A 16,667-nucleotide genomic window follows, 5' to 3' on the forward strand; every position below is an offset into this window, starting at 1 on the left:
GCACTCCTTCAGGAAACGGTTATCAGGACGGCTGGTAACGCTGATACTGGCGCTGAATGGCGATCTGGTCGGCAATATATTTGGCATCGTGCCAGACGCCCCAGATAAAGGTGGACCCGCGCCGCGACAGCCACGGCAGGCCGAGAAAATAGACCCCCGGCTCCGTCGACACGCCGCGGTGATGCTGCGGCCGCTGCGCGTCATCGAAGGCGTTGACCTTCAGCCAGCGATAGTCGGTGGTATATCCGGTCGCCCAGATGATGGCGCCGATCCCGGCCTCGGCCAGGTCGAGGCTAAGCAGCGGGTCGCTGACGCAGGCCGGATCGGGCAGAAACTCACGGGCGGAGGGCTCTTCAGGCAGATCCGAACCGTTGCGCGCTACCCAGTCGTCGGCGGCGTCGAGCAACGCAAGATAAGAGGCATCGCCGCGGCGGATATTCTCCGCCAGGTCGGGGTGGAACAACGCCCTGGCGCCGTCAAAGCCGCGGGTCTGCCCCACCAGGGTGACCCCCTGATGCGCCAGTTGGCGAAAATCGACGGTATGGCCGCCGCGCGCGCCGCTCACCGCGATAGTGACATGCTCTTTCCCCGGCGCATTGGCCGCGGCGTCCCACATTCCAAGCACCCCGAGCCACCAGCAAAAATCGCGCTGGCGATAGCGACGCGGCGGCCGGTCGTGCGCCCCCACCGACAGCCACACCGCGCGTCCGGCACGCTGCAGCTCATCGGCAATCTGGACGCCGGAGGATCCGGCCCCCACTACCAGCACGCCGCCCTCCGGCAGCTGCTGCGGATTAAAATAGTGCGCCGAGTGGAGCTGCTGAATAGCCGGACTCTGCGGGGCGATCGCCGGGATCGCCGGGCGCTGAAAGGGTCCGGTGGCCGCTACGATCCGCTGCGCCTCAATCACCCCCTGGGAGGTGTCGACACGAAAGCCCGGTCGCCCGGCGAGGCGTTCGGCGCTGTACACCTCCACCCCGGTACGGATCGGCGCGTTGAAGCTGCGGGCATAGGCGGCAAAATAGTCCGCAACCTGCTCTTTGCCGACAAAGCTATCCGGCGGGCAGTCCGGGAACACCATCCCCGGAAACCGATCGTGCCAGGCCGGGCCGTTGGCCACCAGCGAATCCCAGCGCCCGCTGCGCCAGGCCTGGGCAATACCCTGTTTCTCCAGCACCAGGTGGGGAATATCCAGCCGGGTCAGATGCTCGCTCATGGCGACGCCCGCCTGCCCCGCGCCGACCACCAGGGTATCGATCTCGGTTATCTGTTCAGTCATTTCTCTATCCTTCAAGCACAGTTGCCGACGAGGTCGCCGGAATTGACGGCTTTCAGGTTATTTAACTGTGACGAATTGGTAAAATATTATAAAACGATCGACTGAATAGAATTTTACGAGGCTGATTGACGACAAAAAAAATAACGCCTGCCGGATCGACAGGCGTTATTTCAGCCGTGAGAGGGGGTTAATTCGATACTGCGGCAATAATCCATAAACAGTTGCGTTGGCCGCGTCGGCTCATTATTCGCGAGATGCGCCATAATTAAGGTTGAGGCGGGCATATCGTCGGCAATATCCCGCTGCACCACCCTTTCACCATCGTAGGTCATATCGCAACAGGGCCGGGTGACCAGCACCGAAAAACCGAGCCCCTGGCCGACCATACAGCGCACCATTTCGATAGAGGGTGAGCTGTAAGCTACTTCCGGGTGATAGCCTTTTTCCTTAAAGATGGAGATGAAATAATTTTTGCTCGGGACCGCATCAAGGAGGATCATTGGCTCGCGGCTCAGCTCCTGCAGCGTCACCTGCGCCTTTTGCGCCAGCGGATGCGCGGCGGGCAGCAGCGCGTAGGGTTTATGCGGGGCGTTAAGCCGTTCTTTATTGATCGAGTGGCCAAGCTCCAGATCGTAGACCAGCGCCAGGTCAAAGCGGCCGCGGTGCAGGCCATGCATCAGCTCATGCTGTTCGCCGTCATACAGATGCAGCGTTATTTCCGGATAGCATTTCTTAAATCCAGCCACCAGCTTCGGCATATACAGCGGAGCTACCGATTCAAAGCAACCGATGGAGATCATGCCAGAAACCAGCTCTTTATCCGCCCGCGAATTCTGCTCAAATTCCCACGACAGGCGCAGCAGCTCCTTCGCTTTATCGTAGATCCGCCGACCGCTGGACGTGAGCGAGACGCCCTGCGCGTGGTGGCGAATAAACAGCTGCTGGTCGAAGGTGCTCTCCAGATTCTTAATGGCAATGGAAATCGACGGCTGCGCAATATGCAGCTGGCGGGAGGCCTCGGCGATACTCTCCGTCTCCACCACGGTGACGAAATATTTGAGCTGCTTCAGGGTAAATCGGTTCATAGCATCACCATTGATAAAATATGGTCCGGCGCACGCAGGAAATAGTTTTCCCCTAAGTCCCAAGCAATCCGCGTGCCACCCGCGAAAAAAGGCGGCGCATTGCCCGCCAGGGGGCGATATTATTTATTCTCCTCCCGCGCCGGCACGGTTTATTTCCGCTTTTGCACCATCATGCAACACGCTGCACATTGAGCAGGCAGCGGTCGCCCCAGTTTCGCGCAAAATAACCTGTCTGCATAAAATATCGTTATTCAATTGCAGCTATTGTTTTTAAATTGTTTACGCAAAGTATCCTGATAATCACTTTAAATTCCATATCGTTAATAACGCTGTATAGTTTTTTTAAACTTAAAGACCAAAAATTTACTAATTGCCTCTGAAAGCATCCTGCCAGCATAGTGTATTCGCACGATGAACACCGGCGGCTCCCCATTAATGCACAGCCGAGCCGCTTTCATTTAGGTTAATTATGACGAGTGAAATAGCCCATGACGTTTAACTGGAACTACATGTTAAGCCTGCTCAGCGATGCCGATTTTTGGTGGGCCACCTGGACCGTCATTAAATTAAGTCTGCTGACCTGGGGCTGCAGTATTGTGCTCGGCTTTATTCTGGCGCTGGCTAAACAGTCGCCGCGCGGCTGGTTATCCACCCCTGCCCGGCTGTATATCTGGTTATTTCGCAGTATGCCGCTGCTGGTCCTGCTGATTTTTGTCTACAACATGCCGCAGGCGCTGCCCTCCTTCGCGCCGGTGCTGAACGATCCCTTCTGGGCCGGCCTGCTGGCGATGGTCCTCAGCGAAGCGGCCTATATTGCCGAGATCCATCGCGGCGGGCTGCTCTCCATCCCCCGCGGGCAGAGTGAAGCCGCGCGGGCCCTGGGTTTACGCTACGCCGGGATCCAGTGGCGGGTGATCATTCCCCAGGCGCTGCGCGTCGCCCTACCGGCGCTGGCCAATGAGTATATCGCCATCGTGAAGCTCAGTTCGCTGGTGTCGGTGATCTCCCTGACCGAAATATTGATGGTCGGCCAGCAGCTCTACTCGCAGAACTTTCTGGTCATGGAGACCATGACCGCCGTGGCGTTTTATTACATCTTTATCGTCACGGTGTTCGATTTTCTGCTGAAACGGCTGGAGAACTACCTCGATGTCACCCGACGCGACACCGCCCGGCCGGTGGATGCCGAGATGCAGCAGTTGGCGACCGCCCGTCGCCCGGCGATGGCGCGCAGCGTCTCCCAGGGCCAGGAGCCGGCACTGCAGGCCTCTAAGCTGCATAAGGCCTACAACAATGTCGAAGTGCTGGGGGCGGTGAGCCTGCAGATCCAGCCCGGCGAAGTGGTCTCGGTTATCGGCCCGTCGGGCTCGGGGAAAACCACCCTCATTCGCCTGCTTAACGGTCTTGAGCAGATCGATAACGGTGAAATTCAGATTAACGGCCAGCCCTTTATTCATCTCGACCATCAGGGGCAGCAGAAGCCGCGCTTTATGGAGAATGCCGAACACCGTCTGAATATCGGCATGGTGTTCCAGAGCTTCAACCTGTTCCCGCATCTGACCGTGTTCGGCAATCTGCTGCTGGCCCCGCGCTATCACCATCTGGCGAGCGACGCGGAGCTGCGCCAGCACGCCTGCGAGCTGCTGCACAAGGTGGGCATGCTGGAACACGCCTGGAAGTATCCGCACCAGCTCTCTGGCGGTCAGCAGCAGCGGGTGGCGATCGCCCGCGCCCTGATGATGCGCCCGCAGATCATGCTGTTCGATGAGCCCACCTCGGCGCTGGATCCGGAAAAAGTGAATGAGGTGCTGCAGGTTATCGAATCCCTGGCCCACGAAGGCATCACGATGGTGATCGTCACCCACGAGATGAACTTCGCCTTCAAAGTGTCTGACCGGATCGTGTTTATGGAGAAAGGCCGGGTGGTGTGCGATGACACGCCGCAGGCGATGCGCAGCGGGCAACACCCGCGGGTCGAGGCCTTTCTGAAAGATGTTTCTCTGGCTTAATTATCGGGACGTGAAGAGGAAAAACTATGATTGCGCAGTGGCAAATTGAGCAGTTTCATCAGCAGGGTTATCTGGTGGTCGAAGGGGTGCTTTCCGCCGCCGACATCGCCACGCTGCAGAGCGATTTCGACGGCTGGGTCGAGGAGAGCCGCCGTCACGCGACGGCGTGGGGAGAAACCCTCGACGGGCGGCCGCGTTTCGATATCGAACGCGACCATGCTCCTGACCATCCGTCGCTGCGCCGGGTCGCCTCCCCGACGGAGATCTCCGAGGCCTATCGCCATACTGCGCTGAATTCGCGGATGGCGACCATCGCCGGGCAGCTGATCGGCGGCAACGGCACCCGTTTTCACCACAGCAAAATTAACTCCAAGCTGCCGCACACCGCCACCGAGGTGAAATGGCATCAGGATTTCCTCTTCACCCCGCACAGCAATGACGACATTATCACCGCCCTGCTGATGGTCAGCGAGGTGACTCCTGAGAATGGCCCGCTCAATGTGGTGCCGGGCAGCCATCAGGGGCCGCTGTGGTCCCACTGGCAGGAGGGTCGCTTCACCGGGGCGGTGGATGACGAGGTGGTGACGGCTCACTGCCAGCAGCCGCAGGCCTGTTTTGGCCCGGCGGGCTCAGTCTGCTTTATGCATACCCGCCTGCTGCACGCTTCCAGCCCCAACGAAACCGCCCTGCCGCGCACCCTGTTCATCAGCGTCTACGCCGCCGAGGATGCGCTGCCCTTCGGCGAAAACCCGCTGCCGAGCCGCCATGCCGGCCAGCTGGTGGCCGGGGAAGAGAGCGGTCTGGTGCGCAGTACCAATAACCAGCTTCGCCTGCCACAGAAGCCGCGCGGCGCTTCGTTTTTTGTTCAGCAGGCCGGTGCCGATCGCGCCAGCATGTAATTCGCCCACACTCCGGAGGTTTTATGACACGCTTTTTCGCACCACGCCCGCTGGCTCTGCTGCTCTGCGCAGCGGGGGCTCTGACATCCCTGAACGCGCTGGCCTTCCAGCAAAGCGGCAAGATCACCGCCGGTTCGGACATGACCTTTTTCCCTTACGAGTACATGGAGAACAACAAACCAGCGGGGTTTGATATTGAACTGCTCGACGGTCTGGCGAAGAGCATGGGCCGCGAGGCGGTGAATATCGACACCCGCTTCCCCAACCTGATCCCCGGACTGCAGGGCGGGCGCTTCGATATCACCAACTCGTCGATGTACATTACCGCCGAGCGCCTGAAGGTGATCGACATGGTGCCGTACCTGAAAAGCGGAGAAGCGATCCTCGCCCGCAAAGGGAGCGACTACCAGCCCAAGACGCCGGAAGACTTCTGCGGGCATAAAATCGGCTCGATGGGCGCCACCTCGTGGCTGGCGCAGTTGCAGAAGCTTTCCACCGACTACTGCGTGAAGAAAGGGCTGAAGCCAATTGCGCTGAGCGTCTATACCACCGACCCGCAGACCACCCAGGCGCTGCTGTCGCGCGCAGTGGATGCGCAGATCACCGACGCCGCCGTGGCGCGCGGGGTGGTGGAAAAGCTGGGCGACCGGGTGGCGATCTCCTCTGACACCCTGATCTATCCGGTGCTGAACGGCTTTGGCGTTAAAAAAGGCAACACGGAGGTGAAAACCGCCCTCGAACAGGCGCTGAAAAAATACAGCGCGACGCCGGAATATGCCGCCTTGCTGAAGAAATATCACTTCCAGGCGCCGACGGCAGAGGATCTGCAGACCCTGATGCCGAAAGCGGAGTAATGCCCATGCGCGATTCCGATGAAGAGCAGATCCGCATCGACCTGGCGGCCACCTTTCGCATCATTGCCCATCTCGGCATGCATGAGGCGGTGGCCAACCATTTCAGCGCCGCGCTCTCCGCTGACGGGAAAACGTTTTTACTCAACCCGAAGTGGAAACACTTTTCGCGCATCCGCGCCAGCGATCTGCTGGTGCTGCACGCCGACGATGAACGTTGCGCCGCGCGACCTGACGTCGATGCCACCGCGTGGGCCATTCACGGGCAGATCCATCAGCGACTGCCCGACGTGCGGGTGGTGCTGCATCTGCACCCGGTGTACACCACCAGCCTCGCCTGTCTGGCGACGCCGCAGATCCTGCCCATTGACCAGAACACGGCCCGCTATTTTAACCGGGTCGCCGTCGATACCCTGTACGGCGGGATGGCGGACACCGCGGCAGAAGGCGCCCGGCTGGCAGGGCTGCTGACGGATAAACGCCGTCTGCTGATGGGCAACCATGGGGTGCTGGTGACCGCTCCGACTATCGGCGAAGCGTTCGACGATATCTGGACCCTGGAGCGCGCCTGTCAGATCCTGATCACCGCCTGGTCAACCGGCCAGCCGCTGAAGGTGCTGTCAGACGCGGTGGCGGAAAAAACCGCCCAGGACTGGGAGAAAATTGCCGATTTCTCCCGGCAGCACTTCGCCGAGATGAAGCAGTTGATGATCGACCTCGATCCCTCCCTGGTGGATTAACCCCGCGCCAGCCCGGGTCAGCCCGGGCCGTCGCTGGCCGCCGCCAGCAGCGGCACGATGATATCGCTGAGCGGCGTCGGTATGCCGTGTTGACGCCCGCGACGCTGTACCACCCCGTTACGAATATCCCACTCCAGCGGTCGGCCATGCAGGCGATCGATCAGAATAGAGGTGCTCAGGTCGGCAGGCGCCCGATGAAAGCCGGCGATGATCTCCTCCGGCACGCTGTCGCTCAGGACGGCCCCTTCCGCCCGCGCCACCTGCAGGCATTCGCGCAGATAGGCCAGTCCGAGGGCGGTGATCTCCTCCCGGGCGAACATCCCGGCGCGTCGTCCGGTCAGCACCATCAGTCCGGCGACGGCGTTCTGCAGCAGTTTACGCCAGGCGACGCTGGTAAAATCCGCCGCCAGCTCCACCGCGCAGTGGGTTCCCGCCAGCGCCTGCTGCACCCGCTCCGCCCCCGGCACATCCGGCAGCGTCAGTCGCGGCGCGGCGCGCAGCCAGACCGAAGCATCGGCGTCGCGCTGCGCCGGAAACCAGACCACCGACGGCAGCACCGTCGCGCCGCCGGTCAAAGGGGCAAACTGCTGGCGCTGCTCGACGCCGTTTTGCAGCACGCACACCACGGTGTCTGGCGAACACAGGGCCGCCAGCCACGGGGCGATGGCCTCCGTCTGGGTGGCCTTCACCGCGACAAACACCAGGTCGAAGGGGGCGGCTATCGCCGTCGGGTCGGTGAGCACCGGGCCGGGCACCACGATCTCACCCTCATCAGTGCGCAGCACCAGCGACGAATGGGCAGTGCGCCCGCAGACCACCGGCGCCCTCCCCACCGCAAACAGGGCGGCGGCGATCGTGGTGCCGATGGCGCCGGGACCAATTAGTGCAACTTCAGGAAATGCAGTCATGCCGAAGACCTCCTCATCATTCTCCGCCCTGCGCGGGCAAAGATTGCCCTCCACAGTAGCGAGAAAGAGCGGAGGTCGGCAAGCGGGACGTCGGGAAAAGCGATGCGCCTTCCCCGACGGAGGGCTAGTAACGCACGCAGACGGATTTGGTTTCGCACCAGCCGTCGAGCCAGTCCGGGCCGAAATCGCGACCGGTGCCGGACTGCTTCATGCCGCCAAACGGCAGGTTGGCGTCAATCAGGGTGTGACTGTTGACCCAGACCGTCCCGGCCTGCAGGCGATCGGTATAGTTGAGAGCCTGGGTCAGGTCGCGGGTCCAGACGCTGGCGGTCAGGCCAAAATCGCTGTCATTGGCCAGGCGCAGCGCCTCCTCGCCGTCGGCCACCCGCACCAGGTTCACCACCGGACCAAACACCTCCTCACGGGTGAGGCGCAGCCCGGCGTCCGGGTTAACCACCAGCGTCGGCGGAATATAGTACCCCCCCGCATCCGGCCCGGCGCTGCCGCTGATAAGCTCCGCCTTCTGCTGTCGGGCCTCTTCAAGGTAGGCCGCCACCTTGTCGCAGTGGGCCCGGGAGACCACCGGGTTGATCTGCGCCGTCTCCAGCATCCCCGGCCCCACCTGCAGCGATTTCACCGCCTGCTCGAAGCCGCTGACCAGGGTGTCAAACAGAGGCGCTTCAATGTAGATCCGCGAGCTGGCGGCGCAGACCTGCCCCTGGTTAAGGAAGCTGCCGGTCATCAGCCCCTCAATGACCCACTGGGGATCGGCGTCTTTAAGCACAATCGCCGGGTTCTTGCCGCCCAGCTCCAGCGTCACGCGGGTCAGGCGGTCGGCGGCCACCCGCGCAATCTGTTTCCCGGTGGCCGTCGAGCCGGTAAAGCTCACCTTCGCCACCTGCGGATGGGCGGTCAGCGCCGCGCCGCAGCCGGCGCCGCTGCCGGTGACCACGTTGAACACCCCGTCAGGAATGCCCGCCTGGGTCGCCAGCTCCGCCACCCGCAGCAGGGTCAGCGGGGTGGTTTCTGAGGGTTTAATGACGATCGAACAACCCGCCGCCAGCGCCGGCATCACCTTCCACATACCGATCATCAGCGGGAAATTCCACGGAACGATGCCCGCCACTACTCCCACCGGCTCTTTTTTGGTCCACGCCTGATAACGCGCCCCTTGCGGGAACGGGATCGAGACGTCCAGTGTCCGGCCGCTGATTTTGGTAGTCAGCCCGGCGGTGTAACGCATCCAGTTCAGGGTGCAACCGACCTCGAAGGCGCGGGAGATGGCGATGGATTTACCCTGTTCAAGGGTTTCCAGCTGCGCCAGCTCCTCGCCGTGCTGCTCCACCAGATCGGCAAAGCGCAGCAGGATGCGCTCGCGGTCGGCCGGGGTGCGCCCGGCCCAGCGGCGGTCGACGAAGGCACGCCAGGCAGACATCACCGCCCGGTCAACATCCGCCGGGCTGGCGTCGGCGGTGGTGGCGATCGCCTGCCCGGTGGCCGGATCCCAGACGGTTAACCGGTTTTCGCTCTGCGCGGCGCAGGGGGCGCCGTCGATATACAGGCCATGCTGACGGTCTAAAAACTGCTGGACGCTGGCAAGCAGCGCTATCTGAGAGGTGGACATACCCTTTCCTTATTCTTCGCGGATAGTGCTTTCAGTCTATGTCCGGTTGGCGGCTGGCGCTTTTTTCTCTGTGACATTCGTTTGCGCCGCTGTGACAGTCGCCGCAATTCCGTCGCCTGCCCTGACAGAAATGTGCCGCAGGTAATAGTTCTTTCATATACCCGCCATCGCGCCCTTGCCTGAGGCGGCATAAATGCAACAATGCAGAAACATTATTATTACAGGAGAAGGGCGAATGATGACCACGGCTGAGGGGGGGCTGGCGTACCAGCGCTGGCTGGCGACGATCAATCAGGTCTGCGGCCATTTCGCCGCCCGGCCGCTGGAGGGCCGCTTTCACGGCGAGATTGACGCCCGCTACGCCGGCAGCCTCAAGGTCAGCACGGTCACCGCCGCCGGCGTCAATCTCTACCGCACGCGCAATGAGATAAAACGCGATAACGACGCCTGGTTCTATACCGTGTTTCAGCTCGCCGGCGAAGCGGTGATCGAACAGGACGATCGCCAGGTGACCCTGGCGGCGGGGGATATCACGTTGATCGATGCCGCCCGCCCGTGCTCTATCGTCTGGCAGCAGACCTCGCGTCAGGCTTCGCTGCTGCTGCCGCGCCAGCGGGTGGCGCCGGCGGGCGAGATAGTTACCGCCTGCCGGCTGGATAAGTCTCTGCCGATGGTGCAGCTCAGCCAGCGACTGCTGCTGGAGAGTATGGGCGGCACGGCGCTCTCCGCCAGCGAAAGTGAAGCGGCGCTGGAGGCGATCGCCTGCCTGTTGCGCCCGGTGCTGCGCCAGCGTGAGCCGACCCCGTCCCGGCGGGACAAGCAGTTTCAGAAGATAATAGCGTTAATCGACGCATCCATTCAGTCGGAGCATCTGCGGCCGGAGTGGCTGGCCAGCGAGATGGGAATGTCGGTACGCAGCCTCTATCGGCTGTTTGCCGACAAAGGGCTGGTGGTGGCGCAGTATATTAAGAACCGGCGGCTGGATCTGTGCGCCCGGGCGTTACAGGACGTCCACGATGACGAAAAGCTGGCGGGGATCGGCTACCGCTGGGGCTTCAGCGACCATAGCCATTTCTCCACCGCCTTTAAGCAGCGCTTTGGCGTCTCGCCGGGCGAATACCGCAAGCGCTGCCGCTAATTATTTGCGCAGCCACTGGCCGTTTAGCCCCTGAACGTACTCGCCGGGTTGAGCGCGGGCCACCAGCTTCTGTCCGGCCATTTTCGCTACCTCATCCACCGGCAGATTGTTGTCATCCGCCAGCTGCTGGTAGCTTTCACTGCGCGCGGCGTTGATCTGTTTCACCAGCGCCAGCGTCTCTTTATCCTGACGCAGCGGCGCCAGATAGCCGTTCAGCGTCTCCCCCACCCGCCCCTGCTGGCGCGCTTCGCTCAGGGTTAACGCCAGCGCGGGCGCGCTGAGCAGAGTTAGCGCCAGCGCCGCGGTTAACAGTCGTTTTCTCATCGTCGCCTCAGAACAAATCGCTGCGGGATTTCAGCAGGTTTTCCACATCCTTATCGACCTTGATATGGATCTCATGCTCAATTTTGACATTCATATTGATGGTGATGGGCTCTTTCGACGCCGCAATTTCGATACGCGGCGTACAGCCGGCGAGCAGCATCGACGCCACTATGGCCAGTAACAGCTTCTTCATTTAGGTTCCTTACATGTCTTACCGTCCGTACAGCGCCGCACGGGCAGCGTGGCATTCTGCTCAAGCCACGCCTGTAAATTGTCGCCAAAGCGTAAACTGCGCCACAGATCGAAAATATTCTCCTCATGAGCGTAGTTTAAATGCACGGTACTGCTTTTCCCGTCCACCCGGCTGGTGCCGTTGATGGCGGCCTTAAGCGTCAGCACGCCCAGATTGTTCAGGTTAATCTGCGTCGATGAACGGGAGATCTCCATATAGCGCAGCCAGTTGATCGCCGCCCCGGCGGAGACGTTGTCCGCCACCAGCGCATCGGCGGTGTCTTTATCCAGCCGCAGGGTCATCGGTCCGTCATTGCGCAGCCAGCCGTCGTGGATAATCCATTGATTGTTCTCCAGCCACAGCGGCAGCGCGCCGCTCACCGCCCCGGACATGGCGAACTGCTTCACCTTGACCGCGCTGGTCAGTTCGCTGCTGGAGATGTGCTGCAGACGGATCAGCGCCGGGTCGCGCTGCGGCATGCGCAGCTGCAGCAGGGTCAGCTTGCCGCCTAACAGGTCGACGCTGACGTCGCTAAGCTGCAGTGGATTGGCCTCGCTCCACGGCCAGGTGCCCTGCAGGTCCGCCGTCAGGTTGCGCGCGGTGACCTGGTTGACGATTTCGCCAATGCGTAAGGAGACCGGACGGCGGGTGCCCAGCTGCCAGTGGCCGTCGCTGAAGCGGAACGGCAGGACGAAGTCGACGCCGTTAATCTGGTTATCCGGCATCCAGGCGCTGCCGCCCTTCAGGACGCCATGGCCGCCTGCCTCAAATCCCTGCCCGGCTGCCGCCGAGAAGGCCACCTGCGCATAGAGACTGCCTTCGCGCAGGTTCATCTTCCAGTCCGGCGGCACCAGCGGCTGGAATACCGTCAGCGACTGTTTTGGCCACCACGCCTGGCCGCGCAGCCGTTCGCCATCCCAGCGCCCGGTCAACCGCACCGGGCCAATGGTATCGGCGTGCAGCGCGCCGGTGAACTGGAACCACGTCGGGTCCCGGCCGTCGAGGGCGAATTTCAGCGTCGATGCCGGAAGATAGCTGCCGCCGGTGAAGGTAGTTTTTGCCGCATCCAGCGACAGCGCGCCGGTCAGCCGCGGATGCTCAGCATCGCGCAGCCAGCGGATCGGCTGCTCGAGGGTCAGACGCGGCGTGCTGACCCGCATCGTGCCGTACTCGAGCTTGTCGAAACCCGTGGAGAGGCTGCTCAGCGTAATGGCATTGTCCCGCCACTCACCGCTGCCCTTCACATCCCAGCGCGCCTGCATAGGCGTGAAATGCCCCTCGCCCCAGTAGCGCCACTGCCAGCGGCCGCTGTCGGGCAGAAAATCGTTCGCCAGGCCGTCCAGATGCAACGTAAAGTCGCCCATCTGCTGCTCATGGGCGCGGAGGATCGCCTGCAGGCGGCCATCGACGCCCTGCTGCGTGACCTTTACCCCGGCCAGCGGCCAGCGAATTTCGTCAATGTTCAGCGCGTCGATCACCCGCCCGCGCGACCGCAGCAGCGCCCCGGGGTGAAACGCCAGCTGCGGGCTGACCAGCGACCCGCTGAGCTGGGCCGGCAGCGCGGCGTAAAAGATCATCTCCCCCAGCTTGGCCTCGCCGGTGAGTCGCAGCGGCAGGTCGCTGTTATCCATGCTCAGCTTGCCCGGGCCGATATTCAGCACCGCGTTGCCTTTTCCGGCATGCCCCTCGGTGAGAACATTCAAGCGACCGCTGACGATCATCTGTTCCGTGCCCTGCTGCCAGTTACCCACCGACAGCGCCACGCGGCCGCTCAGCGGATACGCCTCGTAGCGGGTGCGCCAGCGGCCGTCGCTGATGGTGATCCGCTCCGGAGTGATCTCCCACGGCAGGTCGAGAATGGGCTCCACCTCGCCGCGTGGGGTGACCAGCAGCTGGCCGCGATTATGCTGCCACGTCAGCTCGGCATCGATCCATTCCGCAGTCTGCGGGAATTCGAAGGTGCCCTGCATCTGGCCATCGACCGGCAGGCCATCCGGCACCAGCGGCAGATGGAAGGTCCCCACCAGCTTCACCGGCGGCTGATCGTCAGCCAGCCGGGCGCTGAACTGGCTGACGGTAAGCGCCTGGCCGCGCAAGCGCGCCTGCAGGCTCAAATCGTTACCGGCAAAGCCGATATCCTGCTGCGCAGGGGTCAGTGACATCACCAGCCGCCCCTGCCATTTTTCCCACGGCGACAGCCGCAGCTTGTCAATAGTTAACCAGCTGTAGGGCAGCATCGATTGCCATTCGGCAAGGGTGCGCGGCGATCCGGGCGTGGGATCGCTGGCCGGCAGTTTGCTCAGGCAGGCGCTGTTGATGTCAAGTTGGCCAATATGCAGCCGCCAGCGGCTGGGGCGCGAGAGACGGGCATCGGTCACCCTGGCGAGTTCACACTCGCCCACCAGATAGCGCAGATCGGGGATCAGCAGGGCGGAACGCGTAAGACGCGGGCTCTCCTGCATAGCGATATGAGTGCCCACGGGCAGCCAGATGCCCGCCAGCGTCGGCACCCAGTGGGTCAGCGTCAACAGCAGGGTTAGCGGCAGTAACACCAGCGCTAACACCAGCGCGATGGCGGCTTTATATTTACCCTTCATGGGCAGTTAATATCCTGATTCAACATAAGTAAAAGCCGAAAGGCGCCCATTGTGACACGTTCGACCAGTGAGTGAAAGTTTGCGACCTGTTAAAGCATAGTTGCCAGCCGGTATCGCGGCGCGGCGATCGGCCGTCACCATTTAACTTTTGTTTAAGCACCCCCTGCCACACTCCAGAAAGATAGGTATTGCTTGCGGGAGAGACGGTGTCGTTAATTATCTCGCTCATTGAGAGCGCACAGGGCCACTATCCATTGGTATTACTGATGGTTTTCTTGCTCACTTTCACTAAATCCTGCGCGCTAGTGTCGCTAGCCATCCCGGGCACCTCCGGCCTGCTGCTGCTGGGGACATTCGCTTCCGCCAGCCTCGGTCATTTCCTGCTAATGTGGTCCAGCGCCAGCCTCGGCGCCATCGGCGGATTCTGGCTCTCGTGGTGGTTGGGCGTTCGCTATCGTCACCGCCTTACGCAGTTACGCTGGCTGACCGCCGAGCGGCTGGCCCGCAGCCGACTCTTTTTTCAGCGCCGAGGGCTGTGGGCGGTCTTTTTCAGCCGCTTTCTCTCTCCCCTGCGCGCCACCCTGCCCCTGGTCAGCGGCGCCAGCGGCCTGCCGCTGTGGTCGTTTCAGCTGGCTAACGTCAGCTCCGGTCTGCTGTGGCCGTTTCTGCTGCTCTCCCCCGGCGCGTTAAGCCTGAGTTTGTGGTAAAAAAAACTTTGTCTTTCAAAGAGATTCCTCAAATCCGCGATATGCTCTAGAATTAGGATAAGCACCTGCCATTTAAACTATTTTTTAATAATTGTACGATTATTTTAAATATGCTACCGTGACGTTATAATCACTGGAGAAAAGTCTTATGAAAATCGCGGTTTACAGTACGAAGCAGTACGATAAAAAGTACCTGCAGCACGTGAATGATACCTACGGCTTTGAACTGGAATTCTTCGACTTCCTGCTGACAGAGAAAACCGCCAAAACCGCCAACGGTTGCGAAGCGGTATGCATCTTCGTCAATGACGACGGCAGCCGTCCGGTGCTGGAGGAGCTGAAGGCCCACGGCGTGAAGTATATCGCCCTGCGCTGCGCCGGGTTTAACAACGTCGACCTCGAGGCGGCGAAAGAGCTTGGCCTGCGCGTCGTGCGCGTCCCGGCCTACTCGCCGGAAGCGGTGGCTGAGCATGCGATCGGCATGATGATGTCGCTTAACCGCCGCATCCACCGCGCCTACCAGCGTACCCGTGATGCTAATTTCTCCCTGGAAGGCCTCACCGGTTTCACCATGTATGGCAAAACCGCCGGGGTGATTGGCACCGGGAAAATTGGCGTGGCGATGTTGCGGATCCTCAAAGGTTTTGGCATGCGTCTGCTGGCGTTCGACCCGTACCCAAGCGCCGCCGCGCTGGAGTTGGGGGTGGAATATGTCGACCTCGCCACGCTGTACAAGGAGTCGGACGTGATCTCCCTGCACTGCCCGCTGACCGACGAAAACTACCATCTGCTCAATCGCGGGGCTTTCGATCAGATGAAGGACGGAGTGATGGTGATTAACACCAGCCGCGGCGCGCTGATCGACTCCCAGGCGGCCATCGATGCCCTGAAGCACCAAAAAATTGGCGCGCTGGGGCTGGACGTTTATGAGAACGAACGCGATCTGTTCTTCGAAGACAAATCCAACGACGTGATCCAGGATGACGTCTTCCGTCGCCTCTCCGCCTGCCACAACGTGCTGTTCACAGGCCATCAGGCGTTCCTCACCGCCGAGGCGCTGATCAGCATTTCGGAGACCACCCTGGGCAATCTGCAGCAGGTCGCCAACGGTGAAACCTGCCCGAACGCTATCGTCTGATTCCTTTCCCTTTTGTGCTCCTCTCCCCGGGGGGAGCACATTCAGATAATCCCCACAGATCCCCGCTGCGATACCGTTACACTGGCTTTGTTTTATTAGTAATGTGAATGTTTTGGAGTGAAAATGAACAAATTTGCGGCATTACTGGCGGCAGGGTTGCTGCTGTCCGGCTGTGTCTATAACAGTAAGGTGTCCACCGGCGCGGAACAGCTACAGCATCATCGTTTCGTGCTGACCAGCGTCAACGGCCAGGCGGTAAACGCTGGCGACCGGCCGCTGGAGCTGAGCTTCGGCGAGAAGATGGCTATTACCGGCAATATGTATGTTTCGGGCAATATGTGCAACGGCTTCAGCGGGGAAGGTAAGGTGTCGGACGGCGAGCTGAAGGTCAAATCGCTGGCGATGACCCGGATGCTGTGCCACGATGCCCAGCTTAATACCCTTGATGCGACCATTGGTAAGATGCTGCGCGAGGGCGCGCAGGTCGATCTGACGGAAAACCAGTTGACGCTGGCGACCGCCGACCAGACGCTGGTCTATAAGCTCGCCGACCTGATGCACTAGCCGGCGTTTTGAGCCCGCTGCGGGGCTGCCATTAATAGCCGCAGCTTCCGCCCGCCAGCGCCTGCTCGCTGCAGCGTTTACCGTTCGGCAGCGCGCACATGCCAATCGCTGAACCATCGAGCTGACGAGCCACCGATAACGAGCCGCCTATCATGGCGCAGTTGGCCTGACCGGCGTCGCTCATCGCCGCCCGCATTCCTGGCGTGACGTGCGCCGCCGTGGCCTGCTGAACGGGTTCACTACTGCACGCCGACAGCAACAGCGCCGCACATCCCACTAACATCGCAGCTCGCATTTTCTCTCCCCTCGGAAACGTCTTAAATAGCAAACCCAAGAATAATAGGCAGCGTGGCGCGCGGCGTCGAGAGGGGAAGTACGTATTTATGCGTCTCATTAACATTTTCTAGCAAATTTCTGCGTAAAGGTTGATCTGCACAGGGATACTCACCGGGCGATGGCTCGCCTTCACGTCCAGAAAAGCTACTTTCTCCGCGAACCGCGCAAAATATTGATCTGGTCACGGGTAGCCGTCGTATTGAGGACACAAATGCAAAAATGGCGGCGCCAACGGT

General features: G+C 61.2%; 16 protein-coding genes. 8 read left to right on the top strand and 8 right to left on the bottom strand.

Annotated elements, in window-relative coordinates:
* Window positions 1–22: 22 nt before the first annotated feature.
* Complete coding sequence (locus tag ABLV76_RS23105) at window positions 23–1,279, bottom strand: NAD(P)/FAD-dependent oxidoreductase (protein WP_004204027.1); 1,257 nt, start codon at window positions 1,277–1,279, stop codon at window positions 23–25.
* A gap of 170 nt (window positions 1,280–1,449) precedes the next feature.
* Window positions 1,450–2,364, bottom strand: coding sequence for a LysR substrate-binding domain-containing protein (locus tag ABLV76_RS23110; RefSeq protein WP_004204026.1), 915 nt, complete (start codon window positions 2,362–2,364; stop codon window positions 1,450–1,452).
* 488 nt (window positions 2,365–2,852) lie between these two features.
* Here ABLV76_RS23110 and ABLV76_RS23115 point away from each other — a divergent pair, with 488 nt between their 5' ends.
* The 4 genes from ABLV76_RS23115 to ABLV76_RS23130 are packed head-to-tail and all read left to right on the top strand — an operon-like array spanning window position 2,853 to window position 6,863.
* Entirely contained in the window at window positions 2,853–4,373 is a 1,521-nt protein-coding gene (locus tag ABLV76_RS23115) for an amino acid ABC transporter permease/ATP-binding protein (RefSeq protein ID WP_064794806.1), read from the top strand.
* 26 nt (window positions 4,374–4,399) lie between these two features.
* The gene (locus tag ABLV76_RS23120; protein ID WP_049116246.1) at window positions 4,400–5,272 is read left to right on the top strand and encodes a phytanoyl-CoA dioxygenase family protein; all 873 of its coding nucleotides are present in this window, start codon (window positions 4,400–4,402) and stop codon (window positions 5,270–5,272) included.
* 23 nt (window positions 5,273–5,295) lie between these two features.
* Window positions 5,296–6,126: an ABC transporter substrate-binding protein gene (locus tag ABLV76_RS23125; protein WP_057214811.1), complete on the top strand. Its 831-nt coding sequence runs from the start codon at window positions 5,296–5,298 to the stop codon at window positions 6,124–6,126.
* A 5-nt stretch (window positions 6,127–6,131) separates the two neighbouring features.
* Entirely contained in the window at window positions 6,132–6,863 is a 732-nt protein-coding gene (locus ABLV76_RS23130; protein WP_004204022.1) for a class II aldolase and adducin N-terminal domain-containing protein, read from the top strand.
* Between the two features lie 17 nt (window positions 6,864–6,880).
* Here the strand turns inward: ABLV76_RS23130 and ABLV76_RS23135 are convergent, their stop codons facing one another.
* Together ABLV76_RS23135 and ABLV76_RS23140 are read right to left on the bottom strand one after the other, a co-directional pair.
* A complete protein-coding gene (locus ABLV76_RS23135) occupies window positions 6,881–7,771 on the bottom strand; it encodes an oxidoreductase (protein ID WP_074384450.1) in 891 nt (296 codons plus the stop codon).
* A gap of 124 nt (window positions 7,772–7,895) precedes the next feature.
* On the bottom strand, window positions 7,896–9,395 hold the full coding sequence (locus ABLV76_RS23140; RefSeq protein ID WP_048294657.1) for an aldehyde dehydrogenase family protein: 1,500 nt from the start codon (window positions 9,393–9,395) through the stop codon (window positions 7,896–7,898).
* Between the two features lie 235 nt (window positions 9,396–9,630).
* On the opposite strand from ABLV76_RS23140, the gene feaR reads away from it, so the two are divergent.
* On the top strand, window positions 9,631–10,533 hold the full coding sequence (gene feaR, locus ABLV76_RS23145) for a transcriptional regulator FeaR (protein WP_048323971.1): 903 nt from the start codon (window positions 9,631–9,633) through the stop codon (window positions 10,531–10,533).
* Here feaR and ABLV76_RS23150 read toward each other — a convergent pair whose 3' ends face one another.
* Genes ABLV76_RS23150 through ABLV76_RS23160 form a run of 3 tightly spaced genes read right to left on the bottom strand, consistent with a single transcriptional unit; the run spans window position 10,534 to window position 13,686 of the window.
* Entirely contained in the window at window positions 10,534–10,857 is a 324-nt protein-coding gene (locus tag ABLV76_RS23150) for a YdbL family protein (RefSeq protein ID WP_004204018.1), read from the bottom strand.
* A 7-nt stretch (window positions 10,858–10,864) separates the two neighbouring features.
* Window positions 10,865–11,050: a YnbE family lipoprotein gene (locus ABLV76_RS23155; RefSeq protein ID WP_004204017.1), complete on the bottom strand. Its 186-nt coding sequence runs from the start codon at window positions 11,048–11,050 to the stop codon at window positions 10,865–10,867.
* A complete protein-coding gene (locus tag ABLV76_RS23160) occupies window positions 11,047–13,686 on the bottom strand; it encodes a YdbH family protein (protein WP_108432864.1) in 2,640 nt (879 codons plus the stop codon). The genes ABLV76_RS23155 and ABLV76_RS23160 overlap by 4 nt, the downstream gene beginning before the upstream one ends.
* Before the next feature lie 206 nt (window positions 13,687–13,892).
* Between ABLV76_RS23160 and ABLV76_RS23165 the strand changes: the two genes are divergently transcribed.
* The 3 genes from ABLV76_RS23165 (at window position 13,893) to hslJ (ending at window position 16,095) form a co-directional block, all read left to right on the top strand.
* Window positions 13,893–14,393: a DedA family protein gene (locus tag ABLV76_RS23165; RefSeq protein WP_004204015.1), complete on the top strand. Its 501-nt coding sequence runs from the start codon at window positions 13,893–13,895 to the stop codon at window positions 14,391–14,393.
* A 148-nt stretch (window positions 14,394–14,541) separates the two neighbouring features.
* Window positions 14,542–15,531: a 2-hydroxyacid dehydrogenase gene (locus ABLV76_RS23170; RefSeq protein ID WP_004204014.1), complete on the top strand. Its 990-nt coding sequence runs from the start codon at window positions 14,542–14,544 to the stop codon at window positions 15,529–15,531.
* A 123-nt stretch (window positions 15,532–15,654) separates the two neighbouring features.
* Window positions 15,655–16,095 (top strand): heat shock protein HslJ, encoded by a 441-nt coding sequence (gene hslJ, locus ABLV76_RS23175; protein WP_004204013.1) that lies wholly within the window; start codon window positions 15,655–15,657, stop codon window positions 16,093–16,095.
* Between the two features lie 31 nt (window positions 16,096–16,126).
* On the opposite strand, the gene ABLV76_RS23180 is transcribed toward hslJ, so the two are convergent.
* A complete protein-coding gene (locus ABLV76_RS23180; RefSeq protein ID WP_004140155.1) occupies window positions 16,127–16,390 on the bottom strand; it encodes a DUF333 domain-containing protein in 264 nt (87 codons plus the stop codon).
* Between the last annotated feature and the right edge of the window lie 277 nt (window positions 16,391–16,667).

It is taken from the genome of Klebsiella sp. GB_Kp047 (assembly GCF_040065235.1).
GTDB lineage: Bacteria > Pseudomonadota > Gammaproteobacteria > Enterobacterales > Enterobacteriaceae > Klebsiella > Klebsiella quasipneumoniae.